A 14,783-nucleotide genomic window follows, 5' to 3' on the forward strand; every position below is an offset into this window, starting at 1 on the left:
GAACCAGATCCTGCGCGAGGGCGGGCGCCGGCGCATCGTCGTGCTGGCCAACACCTCCGGCGGGCGCGACGTGGCGGCGGTGGTGGCCGACATGCGTGAAGTGATCGCGGCGACCGCACTGCCGGCCGGCATCTCCGCGAGCCTCGAGGGCACCTTCGCCGCACAGGAGCAATCCATGCGCACCATCGGCGGCCTGTCCGTGGTATCGGCGCTGCTCGTCTTCGTGCTCCTCTATAGCCGCTACCGCTCGGCGCTGTTCGCCGCCATCATCATGGGGAGCGTACCGCTGGCGCTCATCGGCGCGGTGGTGGCGCTGTGGATCGCCGGGCAGCCCCTGTCGGTGGCGAGCATGATCGGCTTCGTGACGCTCACCGGCATCGCCGCGCGCAACGGCATCCTGAAGATCAGCCACATCATCAATCTCGCCATCGCCGAGGGCATGGCGTTCGGCCCCGCGCTGGTGATGCGCGGCAGCCTGGAGCGGCTGACGCCGGTGCTGATGACCGCCGCGTCCGCCGGCATCGCTTTGCTGCCGCTCATGAGCGGGGCCGAGGTGCCGGGCAAGGAGATCCTCCACCCCGTCGCCATCACCATTTTCGGCGGCCTGGTCAGTGCCACGCTGCTCGACGCCGTTCTCACCCCCGTCCTTGTCCTGCGCCATGGCCGACGCCCGCTGGAGCGGCTGGTGGCAGCGGCGTGGGAGACCGCCCCCTCCACCGCCGCCGCCCGCGCGGACGCCTTCTGACCGGAGCCTGTCATGATGTTTCGCCGCCTTCTGCCGGCCGCCCTCGCCATTTCGCTGGTTGCGCTGCCCGCCCTTGCCCACGAGCCCGGCGTGGGCGCAAATGGTGGGGTGCGGGTGGATGCCGGCCATTACCACGCGGAGCTGGTGGCCGACGGCACCCCCGCCGTCTCGCTCTATCTGAGCGACGGCGCCGACAAGCCGGTTCCAGCGGACGGCTTCAAGGCCAATGCCATCCTCGTGGTGGACGGCAAGGCCCAGCGCTTTCCCCTCTCGCCCGCCGGCGGCAACCGGCTTGCCGGTACGGCGCCGGTTGCCATCCCAAAGGGCGTGAAGGGCGTGGTCCAGATCTCCGCGCCCGACGGCACCTCCGCCCAGGCCAAATACTGAAGACCGCCCGAAACCCCTTCGCTTCGCCTCGTCTGCCCGGCGACGAGCCAAAGAGGCCGATCATGACCCGACCCATGTTCCAGTCTGTTCCTTCCCGCCGCGCCGTCCTGGCCGGTGGCGCGGCACTCGGCGCGCTCGCCCTCTCCGGCGGCTGGCAGCGCGCCCTTGCGGCTCCGCTTCTCACGGTGGAAAGCCTCACCCTCGACGTGAACGGCAAGGCGGCGAAGGTGTTCGCCGTTAAGGGGCCTTCCGGCGAGGGCCTCTTCGCCAAGGAGGGAGACCGGCTCACCGGCGCGGTGCTCAACGCCTCGCAGAGCCCTGCGGTGATGCACTGGCACGGCCAGATCTTCGCCCCGCCGGACCAGGACCGCGCCCGTCCCAATGGCGGCGAACTTGCCCCCGGGGGCATCGATCAGGTGGATTTCCGCCTTACCCCCGGCACCCACTGGATGCACTCCCACACCTTGAGCGAGCAGCAATTGCTCGCCGCGCCCCTCGTCACCCGCGAGGCGGACGCGGGCGATGTCCAGGACGTGGTGGTGATGCTGCACGACTTCTCCTTCCGCAGCCCGGAGGAGATCCTGGCCGAGCTCGGCGGCGCGAACGCACACGGCGGCCACGGTGGTCACGGCATGGGCCAGCAGATGCAAGGCATGCCGGGAATGGCGATGCCGGGAATGGGCCACTCCGGCCACGGCATGGGGGGAATGGGTGCCGGGCCGGGCGCTGGAATGGGCGCCGCGATGCAGGGGGGAGGTATGCAGGGTGGCGGCATGATGGTGCACGCCAACGATGTTGCCTACGACGCTTTCCTCGCCAACCGCCGCACCCTCGCCGATCCCGAGGTGGTGCAGGTGGAAAAGGGCGGCCGGGTGCGGCTCCGCATCATCAATGGCGGCACCGCCACCGCCTTCTTCATAACCGTGCCGGGCCTGAAGGCGACCTGCATCGCCGTCGATGGCACGCCCTGCGCCCCGTTGGCGGCGGAGGCCTTTCCGCTCGCCCAGGGACAGCGCATCGACCTCCTCGTGGAGATCCCGGCAGGGGGCGGTGCCTTTCCGGTGCTGGCGCAGGTGGAGGCCTCGCCCCGTCGCACCGGCCTCGTGCTGGCGACGGCCGGTGCCGCCATCGCCCGCCTCGAGGAGACGGCCGACAGGCCGCAGGGGCTTCTCGACCTCGCCTTCGAGGGGCGGCTTTCCGCCTTAAATCCTCTCGCGGCGCGGCGGGCGGACAAGGTCTTCCCCATCATGCTGGGCGAGGAGCCAGGCTACCGCTGGACCATCAACGGCCGCATCCATGGCGAGGATGTGCCCTTCACCGTGCAGCAGGGCGAGCGGGTGGAGATGACCTTCCTGAACCCCACCGGCATGAGCCATCCCATGCACCTGCATGGCCACCATTTCCAGGTGGTGGGCATCGGCGGGCGCCGCTTTGCAGGCGCCCTGCGCGACACGGTGATGGTGCCGCCGCACACGCCCGTGACCATCGCCTTCGATGCCGGGCAGAAGGGCGAGTGGTTCCTGCACTGCCACCACCTCTATCACATGGCCACCGGGATGATGGCGGTGGTGAAGGTGGCTTGACGATCGAGGTGGACGGGAAGCAGCAGGAAGCCTGGCGGGACGCTGCAGGTCCGCGCCGTCGGCCACGGGCACATGGACACTGCAGGAGACGCTGCAGCCTTGAGCAGGCTCAACGTGCGCGCCGACGAGGTCACGTGCGCATGGTTCCCGCTGAACCCTGATCAGGTGGGCAGGCGGGTCCTTGTTCGTCCTGCACGATCGGGCAGCTCTCGTCCTTCGCCCGGTCGGCGAAGCTCAGATAATGGACCCGGACGTCGTCATAGCCTGCCCGCAAGGCGGCGAGGGCCGAGTGAGGCTTTGTCTCACGCCAGGCGACGATTGCGTCCGGCCCCGCTCGCCGTCAACGCTCCTCCGGCGGCTTGATGTGCCGGAAGGCCCAGAGCAGCGCGAAGTCGTAGAGGATCTTCAGCACCCCGCAGAGGATGAAGGGCCATGCCTCGAAGCCGGCCTGGAACAGCGCGCCCGCGAGCACGGGGCTTACCGCCGAGGCGAGGCTGCGCGGCACGGCGGTGACACTGGCGGCCGCCGGGCGCTCGGGCGGCGTCACCACCGCCATCACGTAGGAGGAGCGCGCCGGCACGTCCATCTGCGAGAGCAGCCCGCGCATCAGCAGCAGGCCGAGGGCCACTTCGAGGTTCGGCACCAGCGCGGCGAGGATCAGGCACAGGCTGGAGGGGATGTGGGTGAACACCATGGTGTTCACGAGGCCGATGCGCCGCGACAGCCAAGCCGCCACCGGGAAGGAGAAGGCGGAAAGGACCCCCGAGGCGAAGAAGAATACACCGGCCGCCGATAGCGACAGGCCGAAGCGGGTGAACAGCCACAGGGCGACGAGGGATTGCACAGCGAGCCCACCGGCGAAGGCATCGATGCAGAACAACGCCGCCAGCCGGTAGACGATGCCCCGCGACGGGCCGAGCGCTGCCCGGGGCTTCTCCTTCGCATCAGGAGCAGCGCGCGGGATGCGAGCGTAGAACAAGCCGCCGGCGACGCCGAGCACCGCATAGAGCGCGAACATGCCCTCCAGGGCGCTCAGGCGCGAGATGCCGAGGGTTCCGAGCAGTTCCGGGCTCATGGCCGCGAGCGCTCCCAGGGCCGCAGCCAGCGCGCCCACCAGGCTGTAGCGGGCGAAGGCCGAGGTCCGCGCCTTGTCCGCCACGAGATGGGAAAGCACCGTGTGCTCCAGCGGCACGAAGATGCTGACGCTCCCGGACGAGGGATTCACGGTGCCGCAGAAGGCCACCAGCAGCACCGCGCCGAAGCTTGCCGACCGGGTGAAGGCGAGGCCCGTCGCCACCATCAGCGCGGAGGCGAGGATCAGCAGCTTGCGCTGGTCGATGCGGTGGCCGACGAAGCCGATGACGAGGGTCATCAATGCCGAGCCGAGCAGCGCCGTGGTCGCCACCACGCCGATCTCGAAGGCGTCAAGGCCGATGGCGGCGAGATAGACCGGCAGCAGCACGGCCACGAAACCATCGCCGAAATCCCTCATTGCCCGCGCCGCATAGATGGCGGAGACGGGAGAGATCGCCGTTGGGGCGGCTCCGCCCGACGGGCTCAAGGGCTGGTGCACGAGCGTTCCTCCGGGGTCATGCGGTGGCCGGCCACTTGGCGCCGGCCCCGCCGGCCCAGGCATAGAGGGCGTCGTAGATGACGAAGCCGCGCCTCAGGAGGTCGTGGTCGTCGGGCGTCACTTCGCGCAGTCCCTTGGAGATGGCGAGGAGGCCAGCGGACTGGGGCGTCAGATCCGGCCGGCCGGTGTCGGCCCCGCGCACGATCTCGGCGAGCGTGGCGACGGCGGGATCGCTCTGAAGGCCATACGCGCCCACGAAGGCGTCGAAGCTGCACTTCTCCCCCACATGGCCGAACGCCACGCCCGGCACGTCGAACGGCGTCGCTCCCGTCTCCTCGGCCCTGCGGGTCACCTCTTCGGGTGGCGCGAACAGGAATTCCGGCGCCGCGTCGATGAAGCGCGCGATCAGCCAGGGGCAGGCGATGCGGTCGATGACCGGGCGGGCGCGGGTGACCCATTTCATGAGCCGTCTCCTTGCCGGCCGCGGCGCCTTTGGATCTCCGCCAGCCAGGGGTGGACGCTACACCTGCATCACAAATGATACAATTGTTGCAATTCATATTATGGATGATACGGTTTCCTCATGAACGACGAGGACGCCACCGAACAGCGCTGGCTGCTGCTGATCCACCAGCTTCCCACCAAGCCGGCCTACTTCCGCGTCAAGATCTGGCGGCGACTGCAGGGCATCGGAGCGGTGGCGGTGAAGAGTTCGGTCTACGCCTTGCCGGCCTCGGCCGAGACCCAGGAGGATTTCCAGTGGCTCGTGAAGGAGATCGTCGCCGGCGGCGGTGAGGCCATGGTGTGCGAGGCCCGGCTCGTGGATGGTCTGAGCGACGCTCAGGTCCGCGCCTTGTTCGACTGCGCACGCGACACGGACTACAGCGCGATTGCAGAGGACGCCCGTACCATCGCCGCCGTGCTGGATGCCGACGGGAGCACCGAGAAGCGGGCTGAGGCGCGCTCCCAGAGCGGCCGATTGCGTCGCCGGCTCGCCGACATCGCCGCCCTCGATTTCTTCGGTGCCACCGGGCGCATCGTCGCCGAAGGGCTTCTAGCCGAACTGGAGGCCCGAACCGCGGAGGACAAGCCCATGATATCCCCGTCCGCACAACCGCCGGCCGATCCCGACCCGCTCGCCGCCCTCAGGGGGCATGTCTGGGTGACGCGGCGCGACGTGCATGTGGATCGCATCGCCTGCGGCTGGCTGATCCGGCGCTTCATCGATCCCGCTGCACAGATCCGCTTCGTCCCCGGCAAGGGCTATGGGCCGAAGTCCGGGGAGCTGCGCTTCGACATGTTCGAGGGCGAGATCACCCACGAGGGGGATCGTTGCAGCTTCGAGGTGCTGCTCCGCCGCGCCGGCCTGTCCGATCCCGCCCTTCAGGCGGTGGGCGAGATCATCCACGACATCGACCTCAAGGACGGCAAGTTCGGCCGCGAGGAAGCCGGTGGCATCGCTAGCCTCATCACCGGCATCACCTTGAGCGAACCCGACGATGCCCAGCGCCTCGCCAAAGGCGCCGGAGTATTCGACACGCTCTACCAGTATTTCCACGGCCGGCGTGTATGATCCGGAGGATCTCGACCATGGTCCATCTGGATCCCATGGGTGCGGTGGTGGCCCGGCGGGCATCTGGGCGGTGATGACGGGTGCGGTTTCGACGAATGGAGGGCCGGGTGGAGCGGCGTTGGCTCGACGTGGACGAGGGCTCGATCCGTTTTCCAGATACCAAAAGCGGCGCCCAAACGCGGGTCATCGGCCGCACTGCAATGAACCTTTTGCTGGAACAGCCGAATACAGCATCGCCATACTTCTTCCTGGCGGATTGGGGTGAGCACCACTTTATTGGCGTCGTTCGGGTGCTCGATCGGCTGTGTGCCAGCGCGAAACTCGACAATGTGACCCCGCACACATTGAGGCACACCTTTGCCAGCGTAGCGGCGGATCTGGGCTTTTCCGAACTGACCATTGTGGCGCTGCCGGGCCATACAGACCGGGGCTAACCCAGCGCTATATCCATATAGACGAGGCACTCAGGCTCGCGGCCGACAAGGTTGCCGGAGAGATTACCGCTATCCTGGACCAATCCGGACGCGCCGGCCGTCCGTCACGATCTGGGCATCAGGCCGAGCGCGTCGGGGACGATTGAAATCGGCAGGACGGTTCGATGAGGATGTTAGCGTTAAGCGAGGTCAGGGCGATGGCGAACGAAAGAAGGGCTTAGAGCGGGATTCTGGGCTCTGTCCATAGGACCACCGCCAGGCTTCACAAGGCCGGGCTGATCGAAGATGCGACCATGCGCGCGTTCGATCCCCTGTGCCTGACACCCGTCCAGCCGCTGACCCCGGAAGATATTCCCGCGGGAGCGTAAGCGGGTCACGCTGAGCGCAGCGCTTAGGATGCGTTTTTTCGCGGCCTGGGGCACCACTACGCCGCCGGCGCCGTGGGGATGGACCTCGTCTTCTGTGCGGCCATGAGCAGGTCCACGAAGGCTGTTACCTTGGGCGGGCGGAAGCGTGCGGTGGGATAGACCGTATAGATGCCGCCGGACGGCAGTTGCCACGCAGGCAGCACATGGATCAGTCGCCCGGCTGCCAGATCCTTCGCCACGAGAAAATCCGGCAGGATGGAAAGCCCACCGCCGGCCTTCACAGCCGCGAGCACGCCGGGTGTCGTGTCGATGGCAATTGTCGCCTGCATACGTGCGGTCTGCCGGTCGAGGTCACCGCGCGTGAAAGACCAGAGCAAGGGTTCGCGCAGGGCAAGATTGGCGATGAAGGGCAAGGAGCCCAGATCTTCCGGCGTGCGCAGCGATGCGGTGCGATCGGCGAAGACGGGGCTCGCGACCAGCAACTGATCGAACGAACCGATCTTGCGCGCCTGAAGACTGGAATCCACCAGCCAACCGACACGGATCGCCAGATCGATGCGGCCGGAGACGAGATCGACTGTGTCGTCGCTCAGCGTCAGTTCCACCCGGCAGGCGGGAAAGCGGGCGGTGAAGGCGGACGCGAGCGGGGCGACAAGGGCCGTGCCGTAGTCGTTCGGTGCCGTGATGCGTAGCGTGCCCGTCGGCGCCGCCGCGGCCTGCGCCAGTTCATCGAAGGCATCTTCCGCGTCGCGCAGGATCATCACGCACCGGGCGTGAAACAGCCGGCCGGCCTCGGTGGGCCGGACCTGCCGCGTGGTGCGCACCAGCAGGCTGGTTCCCAGATCCCTTTCCAAGTGCGCGACCTGCTGGCTCACCACCGCCTTGGTGATGCCGAGCCGCTCGGCCGCGCGGGTGAACGAGCCGGTGTCGACCACGGCGGTAAAATAGGCCAGCCGGTTGAGGTTCATGGGTTAGCAAGCTTTGCAGGTGCAGACGACTGTTCGTATTTAGCATACAGATTGTCATTTTTGTTGGTCTTTTATGGTCAGTTCTCCCGTGCCATTTCCTTGGCCCAGGAGACGGCCATGACCAAGCAGACCCGCATCACCTATCTGTTCGACCCGCTCTGTGGCTGGTGCTACGGCGCATCCGCGACGCTCGAAAGTCTGATGCGCGAGCCGGATATGGATGTTGAGCTGGCGCCCGCCGGCCTCTTCGCCGGGGCCGGCGGCCGCCCGATGGACGCGGGCTTCGCGGATTATGCGTGGAGCAATGACCAGCGCATCGCCCGCCTGACCGGCCAACCCTTCAGCGACGCCTACCGTCACAAGGTTCTGGCAGACCACACACGGCTGTTCGATTCCGGCCCGGCGACGCTGGCGATCATCGCGGTTGCCGTCGCCGCTCCGGAGCGGGCGTTCGCTGCGCTCAAGGCGATCCAGCACGCCCGCTATGTGGAAGGCCGCGACATCACCGACATCGCCGTCCTCGCTCAGGTGCTGCGTACCCTGGACATGCCGGAGATCGCCCACCGTCTCGAAACGCCCGACGAGGCGTTGATGGCGGCGTATCGCTCACGCGTCGAGACCGCACGCGGTGACATGCGACGCTTCGGTGCCGAGGGCGTTCCGGCTCTCATTGTCGGTGCGGGAGACCGCCGCCGGCTCCTGCGGGCCAACGCCCTGTTCGGCAGCATGGATATGCTGGTCACCGAACTGAAGGCGGCCTGAGCCTGCGCCATCGGCGGGGCGCCCATCTGCCCCGCATTTTCCATTCCAACGCCCCATCAGGAGACATCCATGCTCACCCGGAGATCCCTCATGAAAACCACCCTCGCGGCCGGCGCCGCCGCTGTCTTCGCGCCCGCAGGTCTTGGCCATGCCGCCGGCGGGTTGTCCTGGAAGCATTTCCCCGCCGGGGAAAAGGGCTTCTATCGCGCGCCCGTGCTCGTCACGGGCGCCTCTGAGGCGCTGCTGATCGACGGTGGCTTCACCTATGCTGACGGGCGGGCGGTGGCCGAGGCCATCAAGGCCAGCGGCAAGACGCTCACCACCATCTATGTCAGCCAGTCCGATCCCGACTATTACTTCAGCCTCAAGCCGATCAAGGAAGCCTTCCCCTCCGCGAAGGTGATCGCGGCTTCTGAGACGGTCGCCGCCATCAAGGCCAGCGTGGAGAAGAAGCTCGCGGTGTGGGGACCCCAGCTCAAGGAGAACGGCCCGCAGACGCTGGCCGACATCATCATCCCCGAGGTGTTTGATGGCCCCTCGCTCACCGTCGACGGCGAGACCGTCGAGATCGTGCCGGCCGAAGGGCTGGCTAACCGCCGTTCTCTCTTCGTGCCGTCGCTGAACGCGGTGTTCGGCGGCGTGATGATCTTCTCCGGCGTGTATGTCTGGACCGCCGACACCCCGACCAAGGAACAGCGCGCCGCCTGGATCGCCAATCTGGACAAGATCGCGGCCCGCAAGCCGGCCGTCGTCGTGCCCGGCCACATGGTGCCGAACGCCGCCACCGACCTCTCGGGCGTTGCTTATACCAAGGCCTATCTCCTCGCCTTCGAGGAAGAACTCGCCAAGGCTAAGGATTCCGCCGCGCTCAAGGCCGCGATGATCGCCCGCTTCCCGGGCCTGGGCATGGGTGTCGCGCTCGATATCGGCTCGAAGGTCGCCACCGGCGAGATGAAGTGGGGCTGAGATGGGCGCAAATCTCGATCTGATCCGCGCCACCTATGAGGGGACGTCGGAAGAGAACGGCCGGAATCTGCTGGCCGCTCTTGCTCCCGATGCTTCATGGACGGAGGCAGAAGGGTTCCCGTATGCGGGAACCTATGTCGGGCCGGAAGCGATCATCGCCGGCGTCTTCCGCCGCCTCGGCAGCGAATGGACCGGCTATCGCGCCGAGGTCCACACCTTCCTGGAGGATGGCGACCGTGTCGCCGCCTTCGGCGTCTATTCCGGCACCTACAACGCCACCGGCAAGTCCATGCGCGCTGCCTTCGCGCACCTCTATGAGGTGAAGGGCGGCAAGATCGCCACCATGACGCAATATGTGGACAGCGCTATGGTCTGGGAGGCACTTACGGCATCTGGATGACCATCTGATCCCTCGAGCCCCGACCGAGCCATCGCCCCAGAGCCCAGTCGTGGAAGCTCGTCTGCCGCATGGGTCAGATGCGGTTATCGCCCTTCGTCAAGGTTTGAACGGTCCGAGGCCAGTTCGAAATCGCGATCAGGGCCGATGGGTATGATGCCGCTAGGATTGAGCCATGCGTGGCTACCGTAATAGTGCGCCTTGATGTGATGGAAATCGACCGTCGGTCGGATGGCCGGATGTTGATACAACTCTCGCGTACAGGCCCATAGGGCCGGATATTCGGTCAGCGTCCGGCGGTTGCACTTGAAGTGCCCATGATAGACCACGTCAAATCGCACGAGGGTCGTGAACAGCCGAATGTCCGCCTCGGTCAATCGACCGCCGACCAGGTAGCGTTGCCGCGCCAGACGCGGCTCCAGCCAGTCGAGCGTCTGAAAAACCTCCCCGACAGCCGCTTCATAGGCGCCCTGCGTCGTCGCGAAGCCGGAGCGATACACACCGTTGTTCAGGGTCGTGTAGACGCGCGCGTTGAGGGCGTCGATCTCATCGCGATGGTCGGCGGGGTAATAGTCGCCGGCAGCCGCGCCGCAGCCGTCAAAGGCAGCGTTGAACATGCGCAGGATGTCGGACGATTCATTCGATACGATCCGGCCTGTCGCCTTGTCCCACAGCACCGGCACGGTGACACGTGACGTGCAGGCTGGATCCGACAGCGTGTAAATCTCGTGCAGGAACCTCGCCCCGTTGACCCTGTCGGGGACCACCCCGGCACCATCATCGAAGGTCCAGCCATCGTCGCCCATATGCCAATGGACGACGGAAACGCCGACCAGATCGCCGAGCCCCTTCAGGCTACGCATGATGAGGGTGCGGTGCGCCCAGGGACAGGCGAGCGAGACATAGAGGTGATAGCGGCCCGGAGCAGGCTTGAATGGACCATCCCCATCGGCAGTGATCCAATCGCGAAAAACCGAGGGGGGACGGCGCAATTCGCCATCGGTCAGCACACTTTCGACGCCGCCGCGTCGCCAGGTGCCGTTGATCAGCTCACCCATGGTCAGGCCTTTGTACCAGAACGGCTTTCACCGCAGGAGCAACCTCGGTGCCGAGCAACGCGATCGAGCGCTGCATGGCCTCGGTCTCCAGCATGGCGGAACTCATCTGGAAGGTCAGGCGCGAGATGCCGCCGAGCGCATCGTTTGCCGCGAGGATCTTGTCGCGCACCGTCTCCGGTTTTCCGATCAAAAAAGCGCCCTGCGGACCGCACATCGCATCGAATTGCGCCCGCGTCGCCGTCGACCACCCGCGTTCACGCCCGATCTCGGTGAACATGTGGGCCCAGCCGGGAAAGAACGCGTCTGCGGCGTTCCGATCGGTGTCGCCGACGAACCCCATGGCATGGATGCCGACCTTCAGCGTCTGCGGCGCGTGCCCTGCCCGCCGCCCGGCCTCGCGATAGAGGTCCACCAGCGGGCGGAAACGAGCAAAGCTTCCGCCGATGATCGCCACCATCAGCGGAAGACCAAGCACCCCCGCGCGAACAAAGGACTGCGGCGTGCCGCCGACACCGAGCCAGATCGGGATCCTGTCCTGATGCGGCCGGGGAAAGACGCCCTGACCGGTGAGCGCCGGCCGAAACCGGCCACGCCAGGAGATGGAGGTCGCCTCGCGCAGCTTCAGGAGCAGATCGAGCTTTTCGGCGAAGAGGGCGTCGTAGTCCTCCTTCGCAAACCCGAACAGCGGATAGGCCTCGCCAAAGGAACCACGCCCCACGACGATCTCTGCACGTCCTTTGGCGATGAGATCGATGGTGGCGAAGTCCTGGAAGACCCGCACCGGATCCGCCGCGCTCAGCACCGTAACCGCGCTGGTCAGGCGTATGTTCCTGGTGCGGGCTGCGGCCGCCGCCAGGATGACGGCCGGCGCGGAATCGAGGAACTCCTTGCGGTGATGCTCGCCGATGCCGAACACGTCGAGGCCGACGCGGTCGGCGGTTTCCACCTCCGCCAGCAAGGCCTCCATCCGGTCCGCCGCCGGCAGTGTCTGGCCGGTCGCCGGATTTGGGATAGTGGCCGCAAAACTGTCGATACCGATTTCCATGGTCATTCCATCCGGTTGCGACGGCCCCCGCCGTGGTCAGCGCGCGCGTTGGCGCCAGCCGTCGAGGCTGAGGGCACCTGCGCCGAATGCCGCCACCTGCAGGAGGCCGCCCGCAATGGCGACGTTCTTCAGGAAATGAATCATCTGATTCTGATCGGTGAAGTTGGTGTGGAAGATCACAGCAGTCGCCAGGGTGAAGGCAGCGAGTACAAGGCCTGTGATCCGGGCCTGATAACCGATCAAAATCACGATGCCTCCAGCCAGTTCGACAATGACGGCGATCAGGTAGGAGATCATCGGCAGCGGCAGGCCTGCCGACGCGATGTAGCCTTGCGTCGCACCGGGCGCGGCAATCTTGCCGAGACCGCTGGCGATGAAAATGAAGGCAATGAACAGGCGGCCGACGGCCGCAAGAAGGTTGGTCTGGGACATGGTCGTCGGCCTTGACGTCTGGAAAGGGGATGTCGAATACGTGGAGGATCAGGCCGCCAGCGCGGCGATCTGTGCCTTGGCGCCGGCCAGCGCCGCCGCCTTTGCTTCCTCGCCAAGGGCCAGGCCCTCGGCCCGGATGATCGTGACATCGGTCAGGCCGATGAAGCCCAGCGCGGTGAGCAGGTACGATTCCTGATGATCGAGAGCCGCCATCGGGCTTTCGCCGCTGTAGACACCACCGCGCGCGGACGCGAGCAAGACCTTCTTTCCGGTCACCAGTCCCTCCGGACCATTCGCACCATACTTGAAAGTACGGCCTGCCACGGCGACCCGGTCGATCCACCCCTTCAACTGTGTCGGGATCGAGAAATTGTACATCGGCGCACCGATGACGATGATGTTTGCGGCAAAGAGGTCGTCGATATAGGCGCCGCCGGTGGCAAGATCCTGGCCGAGCAGAGGATCGGTGACCTGGCCACCTTGAAACACCGCCATATGCGCACCCGACAGATGCATCGCCGCGTCGACGACGAGATCCCTCCGGATGACCTGCGCGCCCGGATGCAGCGCGAGCTGCCTGGCCACGATATCGGCTGTCAGGGAACGGGTGGCCGAATAGCCGCCGAGGATGCTGGAGTCGATATGCAGGATGGTGGTCATGGATTGATCCTCCGGCCGCCCGATGACGGGGGCTAAAGCAGTGCGGGAAAGCAACTTCTTGATCGCGTTGAGCATGAGGCGATGAGTGACATGGGCGGAAATGCCGGGGAAGCCGGTATATAACGATGCTATCCATCGGTGTGACCGATGGTAATCAATTGCGTCGCGGCGGATCGATTGTGCCGGGCCCTCGGTTCCCGACGGCAACGCGCCCCCGCGTGGCTCACGGTATTGGCCATCCGGATTTCCTGCGCGCAACAGGCCGGCGTCAGTGCCAAGCTTGTATAAACAGGGGCTGCCTTTATTTCTTGAGGGGATCCATCGGAGCGGTCGATGCAAGGAACAGGACATGCTGGACGGCGTATCGCTTGACCAATTGCGGACCTTCCTTGCCGCTGCCGACGAAGGAAGCTTTTCTGCCGCCGCACGGCGTCTCAGGCGCACCCAGTCGGCCGTCAGCGAATCCATCGCCAACCTTGAAGCCCAACTGGCGGTGGCGCTTTTCGACCGAAGCGCACGCTATCCGCGGCTGACACGCGAGGGCACGATCCTGCTCGCCGATGCCCGAGGCGTTGTCGCGGGCGTGGACGGCATGAAGGCCCGCGCCAAAGGGATTTCCGGAGGGCTCGAGGCGGAACTCGCCGCGGTCATTGATGTCTTCTTCCCCATCAGCGTGATCGCCGAAGTTGCCCGCGAATTCCGCGATCAGTATCCGGCCACGCCGTTGCGGCTCTATGTCGAGGCCCTGGGCGGCGTCGTGCAACCCGTGATCGATGGCCGTGCCAGCTTCGGCCTCGTCGTTTCCCTGCCGACGCTTCCCGCTGGGCTCGTGGCCGAGCGCGTCACCAGTATCGACTTCGTCATGGTCGCCGCCGCCGACCATCCGCTGGCCGCCCATGCCGGCCTCATTCCGCGCGAAGAGTTGGCGCGGCACGTCCAACTCGTGCTGACGGACCGATCCGACCTCTCGGCGGGTCGGGAGTTCGGTGTCATGTCGCCATCGACCTGGCGGCTGGCCGATCTCTTTGCCAAACACGCCTTTCTTCTCAGTGGCTTGGGCTGGGGCGGGATGCCGCTTCATGCCGTGGCAAAGGACATCACCGAGGGACGGCTGGTGGAGCTCTCGATCGAAGATGTGCCGCCTGGCGGATTGAAGCTGCCCATGTCCGCCGTCTACCGGAACGCGGCGCCGCCCGGTCCCGCTGGCCGGTGGATGATCGAACGGCTGAAACAGTGCCCCAAAAAAGCGCCAGACGGATAGTTGACAGGAATATATGTGTGTCGTAGTCATATCGACAAATAAAGGAAATTTGTAATGCCAACCAGTACGCGCTTTGTCGTCGCCGTCCATGTCCTGACGGCACTCGCCGTCAGCGACGGCAAGCCACTGCGTTCCGAGGATCTGGCCTATTCGGCAAACACGGGAGCGGTCGTCATCAGGGGGCTGCTGTCCCGCCTGAGTGATGCTGGACTGACACGTTCGCAGCTCGGCGCCGGCGGCGGCGCGTTATTGGCGAAGCCAGCGGAAAAGATACGGCTACTCGATGTCTATGAAGCTGTCGAAGACACCGAGCTGTTTTCCCTTCACAGAACGCCGCCTTGCGGGAACTGTGCCGTAGGTGGAAATATCATTGAGGCAATGCGGCCGACCTTGTTGCGGGCTCGCACGGCGCTCGAAGATGAGCTTGGCAAAACCACAATAGCTGACGTTGCTTCCGAGGTAGCCCGGCTCGGTAAATTCTCTATTCCGCTGGTCTGGTAATCGTTTTGCTTTTAATTGTCATAGAATCGACGACACATAATCATTTTGAGTTCCGCTGAGACCCGAAAGC

Annotated in this window: 17 protein-coding genes; 10 read left to right on the plus strand and 7 right to left on the minus strand. The window is 65.8% G+C overall.

Features of this window, described 5'->3' with window-relative positions:
* The 3 genes from FZ033_RS15410 to FZ033_RS15420 all read left to right on the plus strand — a co-directional run.
* Nucleotides 1-745: efflux RND transporter permease subunit (locus FZ033_RS15410; protein ID WP_149577011.1), on the plus strand; the 745-nt coding region annotated here is incomplete at its 5' end.
* Nucleotides 746-757: 12 nt separating this feature from the next.
* A complete protein-coding gene (locus FZ033_RS15415; protein WP_149577012.1) occupies nucleotides 758-1,132 on the plus strand; it encodes a hypothetical protein in 375 nt (124 codons plus the stop codon).
* Nucleotides 1,133-1,194: 62 nt separating this feature from the next.
* The gene (locus tag FZ033_RS15420; RefSeq protein WP_232847501.1) at nucleotides 1,195-2,715 is read left to right on the plus strand and encodes a multicopper oxidase family protein; all 1,521 of its coding nucleotides are present in this window, start codon (nucleotides 1,195-1,197) and stop codon (nucleotides 2,713-2,715) included.
* A gap of 340 nt (nucleotides 2,716-3,055) precedes the next feature.
* On the opposite strand, the gene FZ033_RS15430 is transcribed toward FZ033_RS15420, so the two are convergent.
* Together FZ033_RS15430 and FZ033_RS15435 are read right to left on the minus strand one after the other, a co-directional pair.
* The gene (locus tag FZ033_RS15430; RefSeq protein WP_232847530.1) at nucleotides 3,056-4,207 is read right to left on the minus strand and encodes an MFS transporter; all 1,152 of its coding nucleotides are present in this window, start codon (nucleotides 4,205-4,207) and stop codon (nucleotides 3,056-3,058) included.
* Between the two features lie 97 nt (nucleotides 4,208-4,304).
* Nucleotides 4,305-4,751, minus strand: a complete 447-nt coding sequence (locus FZ033_RS15435) for a chromate resistance protein ChrB domain-containing protein (protein WP_149577014.1) — start codon at nucleotides 4,749-4,751, stop codon at nucleotides 4,305-4,307.
* A 120-nt stretch (nucleotides 4,752-4,871) separates the two neighbouring features.
* On the opposite strand from FZ033_RS15435, the gene FZ033_RS15440 reads away from it, so the two are divergent.
* On the plus strand, nucleotides 4,872-5,861 hold the full coding sequence (locus tag FZ033_RS15440; protein WP_188079521.1) for a chromate resistance protein ChrB domain-containing protein: 990 nt from the start codon (nucleotides 4,872-4,874) through the stop codon (nucleotides 5,859-5,861).
* A gap of 107 nt (nucleotides 5,862-5,968) precedes the next feature.
* Nucleotides 5,969-6,295: a site-specific integrase gene (locus tag FZ033_RS15445; RefSeq protein ID WP_210247909.1), complete on the plus strand. Its 327-nt coding sequence runs from the start codon at nucleotides 5,969-5,971 to the stop codon at nucleotides 6,293-6,295.
* A 424-nt stretch (nucleotides 6,296-6,719) separates the two neighbouring features.
* Here the strand turns inward: FZ033_RS15445 and FZ033_RS15450 are convergent, their stop codons facing one another.
* The gene (locus FZ033_RS15450) at nucleotides 6,720-7,631 is read right to left on the minus strand and encodes a LysR family transcriptional regulator (protein ID WP_149577015.1); all 912 of its coding nucleotides are present in this window, start codon (nucleotides 7,629-7,631) and stop codon (nucleotides 6,720-6,722) included.
* Between the two features lie 117 nt (nucleotides 7,632-7,748).
* On the opposite strand from FZ033_RS15450, the gene FZ033_RS15455 reads away from it, so the two are divergent.
* The 3 genes from FZ033_RS15455 (at nucleotide 7,749) to FZ033_RS15465 (ending at nucleotide 9,759) form a co-directional block, all read left to right on the plus strand.
* Nucleotides 7,749-8,393, plus strand: a complete 645-nt coding sequence (locus tag FZ033_RS15455; RefSeq protein ID WP_149577016.1) for a DsbA family protein — start codon at nucleotides 7,749-7,751, stop codon at nucleotides 8,391-8,393.
* A gap of 69 nt (nucleotides 8,394-8,462) precedes the next feature.
* Nucleotides 8,463-9,359 (plus strand): MBL fold metallo-hydrolase, encoded by an 897-nt coding sequence (locus tag FZ033_RS15460; RefSeq protein WP_188079522.1) that lies wholly within the window; start codon nucleotides 8,463-8,465, stop codon nucleotides 9,357-9,359.
* Between the two features lies 1 nt (nucleotide 9,360).
* A complete protein-coding gene (locus FZ033_RS15465) occupies nucleotides 9,361-9,759 on the plus strand; it encodes a nuclear transport factor 2 family protein (RefSeq protein WP_149577018.1) in 399 nt (132 codons plus the stop codon).
* Between the two features lie 83 nt (nucleotides 9,760-9,842).
* Here FZ033_RS15465 and FZ033_RS15470 read toward each other — a convergent pair whose 3' ends face one another.
* The 4 genes from FZ033_RS15470 to FZ033_RS15485 are packed head-to-tail and all read right to left on the minus strand — an operon-like array spanning nucleotide 9,843 to nucleotide 12,951.
* Nucleotides 9,843-10,814, minus strand: coding sequence for a glutathione S-transferase family protein (locus FZ033_RS15470; RefSeq protein WP_149577019.1), 972 nt, complete (start codon nucleotides 10,812-10,814; stop codon nucleotides 9,843-9,845).
* Nucleotides 10,807-11,859 (minus strand): LLM class flavin-dependent oxidoreductase, encoded by a 1,053-nt coding sequence (locus FZ033_RS15475; protein ID WP_149577020.1) that lies wholly within the window; start codon nucleotides 11,857-11,859, stop codon nucleotides 10,807-10,809. Before FZ033_RS15475 ends, FZ033_RS15470 begins: the two co-directional genes overlap by 8 nt.
* A 36-nt stretch (nucleotides 11,860-11,895) precedes the next feature.
* Nucleotides 11,896-12,291: a DoxX family protein gene (locus FZ033_RS15480; protein WP_149577021.1), complete on the minus strand. Its 396-nt coding sequence runs from the start codon at nucleotides 12,289-12,291 to the stop codon at nucleotides 11,896-11,898.
* Nucleotides 12,292-12,339: 48 nt separating this feature from the next.
* Nucleotides 12,340-12,951: an FMN-dependent NADH-azoreductase gene (locus FZ033_RS15485; RefSeq protein ID WP_232847502.1), complete on the minus strand. Its 612-nt coding sequence runs from the start codon at nucleotides 12,949-12,951 to the stop codon at nucleotides 12,340-12,342.
* A gap of 349 nt (nucleotides 12,952-13,300) precedes the next feature.
* Between FZ033_RS15485 and FZ033_RS15490 the strand changes: the two genes are divergently transcribed.
* Both FZ033_RS15490 and FZ033_RS15495 read left to right on the plus strand, forming a co-directional pair.
* Nucleotides 13,301-14,212: a LysR family transcriptional regulator gene (locus tag FZ033_RS15490; RefSeq protein WP_149577023.1), complete on the plus strand. Its 912-nt coding sequence runs from the start codon at nucleotides 13,301-13,303 to the stop codon at nucleotides 14,210-14,212.
* A 54-nt stretch (nucleotides 14,213-14,266) separates the two neighbouring features.
* Complete coding sequence (locus FZ033_RS15495) at nucleotides 14,267-14,713, plus strand: Rrf2 family transcriptional regulator (RefSeq protein ID WP_149577024.1); 447 nt, start codon at nucleotides 14,267-14,269, stop codon at nucleotides 14,711-14,713.
* The last annotated feature ends 70 nt before the right edge of the window (nucleotides 14,714-14,783 follow it).

It is taken from the genome of Xanthobacter oligotrophicus (genome assembly GCF_008364685.1).
GTDB lineage: Bacteria > Pseudomonadota > Alphaproteobacteria > Rhizobiales > Xanthobacteraceae > Xanthobacter > Xanthobacter oligotrophicus.

Bases quoted from the DNA above. Each gene is read 5' to 3' on its own strand.
- FZ033_RS15415 (WP_149577012.1), top strand. From the start codon at position 758: ATGATGTTTCGCCGCCTTCTGCCGGCCGCCCTCGCCATTTCGCTGGTT.
- FZ033_RS15420 (WP_232847501.1), top strand. From the start codon at position 1,195: ATGACCCGACCCATGTTCCAGTCTGTTCCTTCCCGCCGCGCCGTCCTG.
- FZ033_RS15430 (WP_232847530.1), bottom strand. From the start codon at position 4,207: ATGAGGGATTTCGGCGATGGTTTCGTGGCCGTGCTGCTGCCGGTCTAT.
- FZ033_RS15435 (WP_149577014.1), bottom strand. From the start codon at position 4,751: ATGAAATGGGTCACCCGCGCCCGCCCGGTCATCGACCGCATCGCCTGC.
- FZ033_RS15440 (WP_188079521.1), top strand. From the start codon at position 4,872: ATGAACGACGAGGACGCCACCGAACAGCGCTGGCTGCTGCTGATCCAC.
- FZ033_RS15450 (WP_149577015.1), bottom strand. From the start codon at position 7,631: ATGAACCTCAACCGGCTGGCCTATTTTACCGCCGTGGTCGACACCGGC.
- FZ033_RS15455 (WP_149577016.1), top strand. From the start codon at position 7,749: ATGACCAAGCAGACCCGCATCACCTATCTGTTCGACCCGCTCTGTGGC.
- FZ033_RS15460 (WP_188079522.1), top strand. From the start codon at position 8,463: ATGCTCACCCGGAGATCCCTCATGAAAACCACCCTCGCGGCCGGCGCC.
- FZ033_RS15465 (WP_149577018.1), top strand. From the start codon at position 9,361: ATGGGCGCAAATCTCGATCTGATCCGCGCCACCTATGAGGGGACGTCG.
- FZ033_RS15470 (WP_149577019.1), bottom strand. From the start codon at position 10,814: ATGGGTGAGCTGATCAACGGCACCTGGCGACGCGGCGGCGTCGAAAGT.
- FZ033_RS15475 (WP_149577020.1), bottom strand. From the start codon at position 11,859: ATGGAAATCGGTATCGACAGTTTTGCGGCCACTATCCCAAATCCGGCG.
- FZ033_RS15480 (WP_149577021.1), bottom strand. From the start codon at position 12,291: ATGTCCCAGACCAACCTTCTTGCGGCCGTCGGCCGCCTGTTCATTGCC.
- FZ033_RS15485 (WP_232847502.1), bottom strand. From the start codon at position 12,951: ATGACCACCATCCTGCATATCGACTCCAGCATCCTCGGCGGCTATTCG.
- FZ033_RS15490 (WP_149577023.1), top strand. From the start codon at position 13,301: ATGCTGGACGGCGTATCGCTTGACCAATTGCGGACCTTCCTTGCCGCT.
- FZ033_RS15495 (WP_149577024.1), top strand. From the start codon at position 14,267: ATGCCAACCAGTACGCGCTTTGTCGTCGCCGTCCATGTCCTGACGGCA.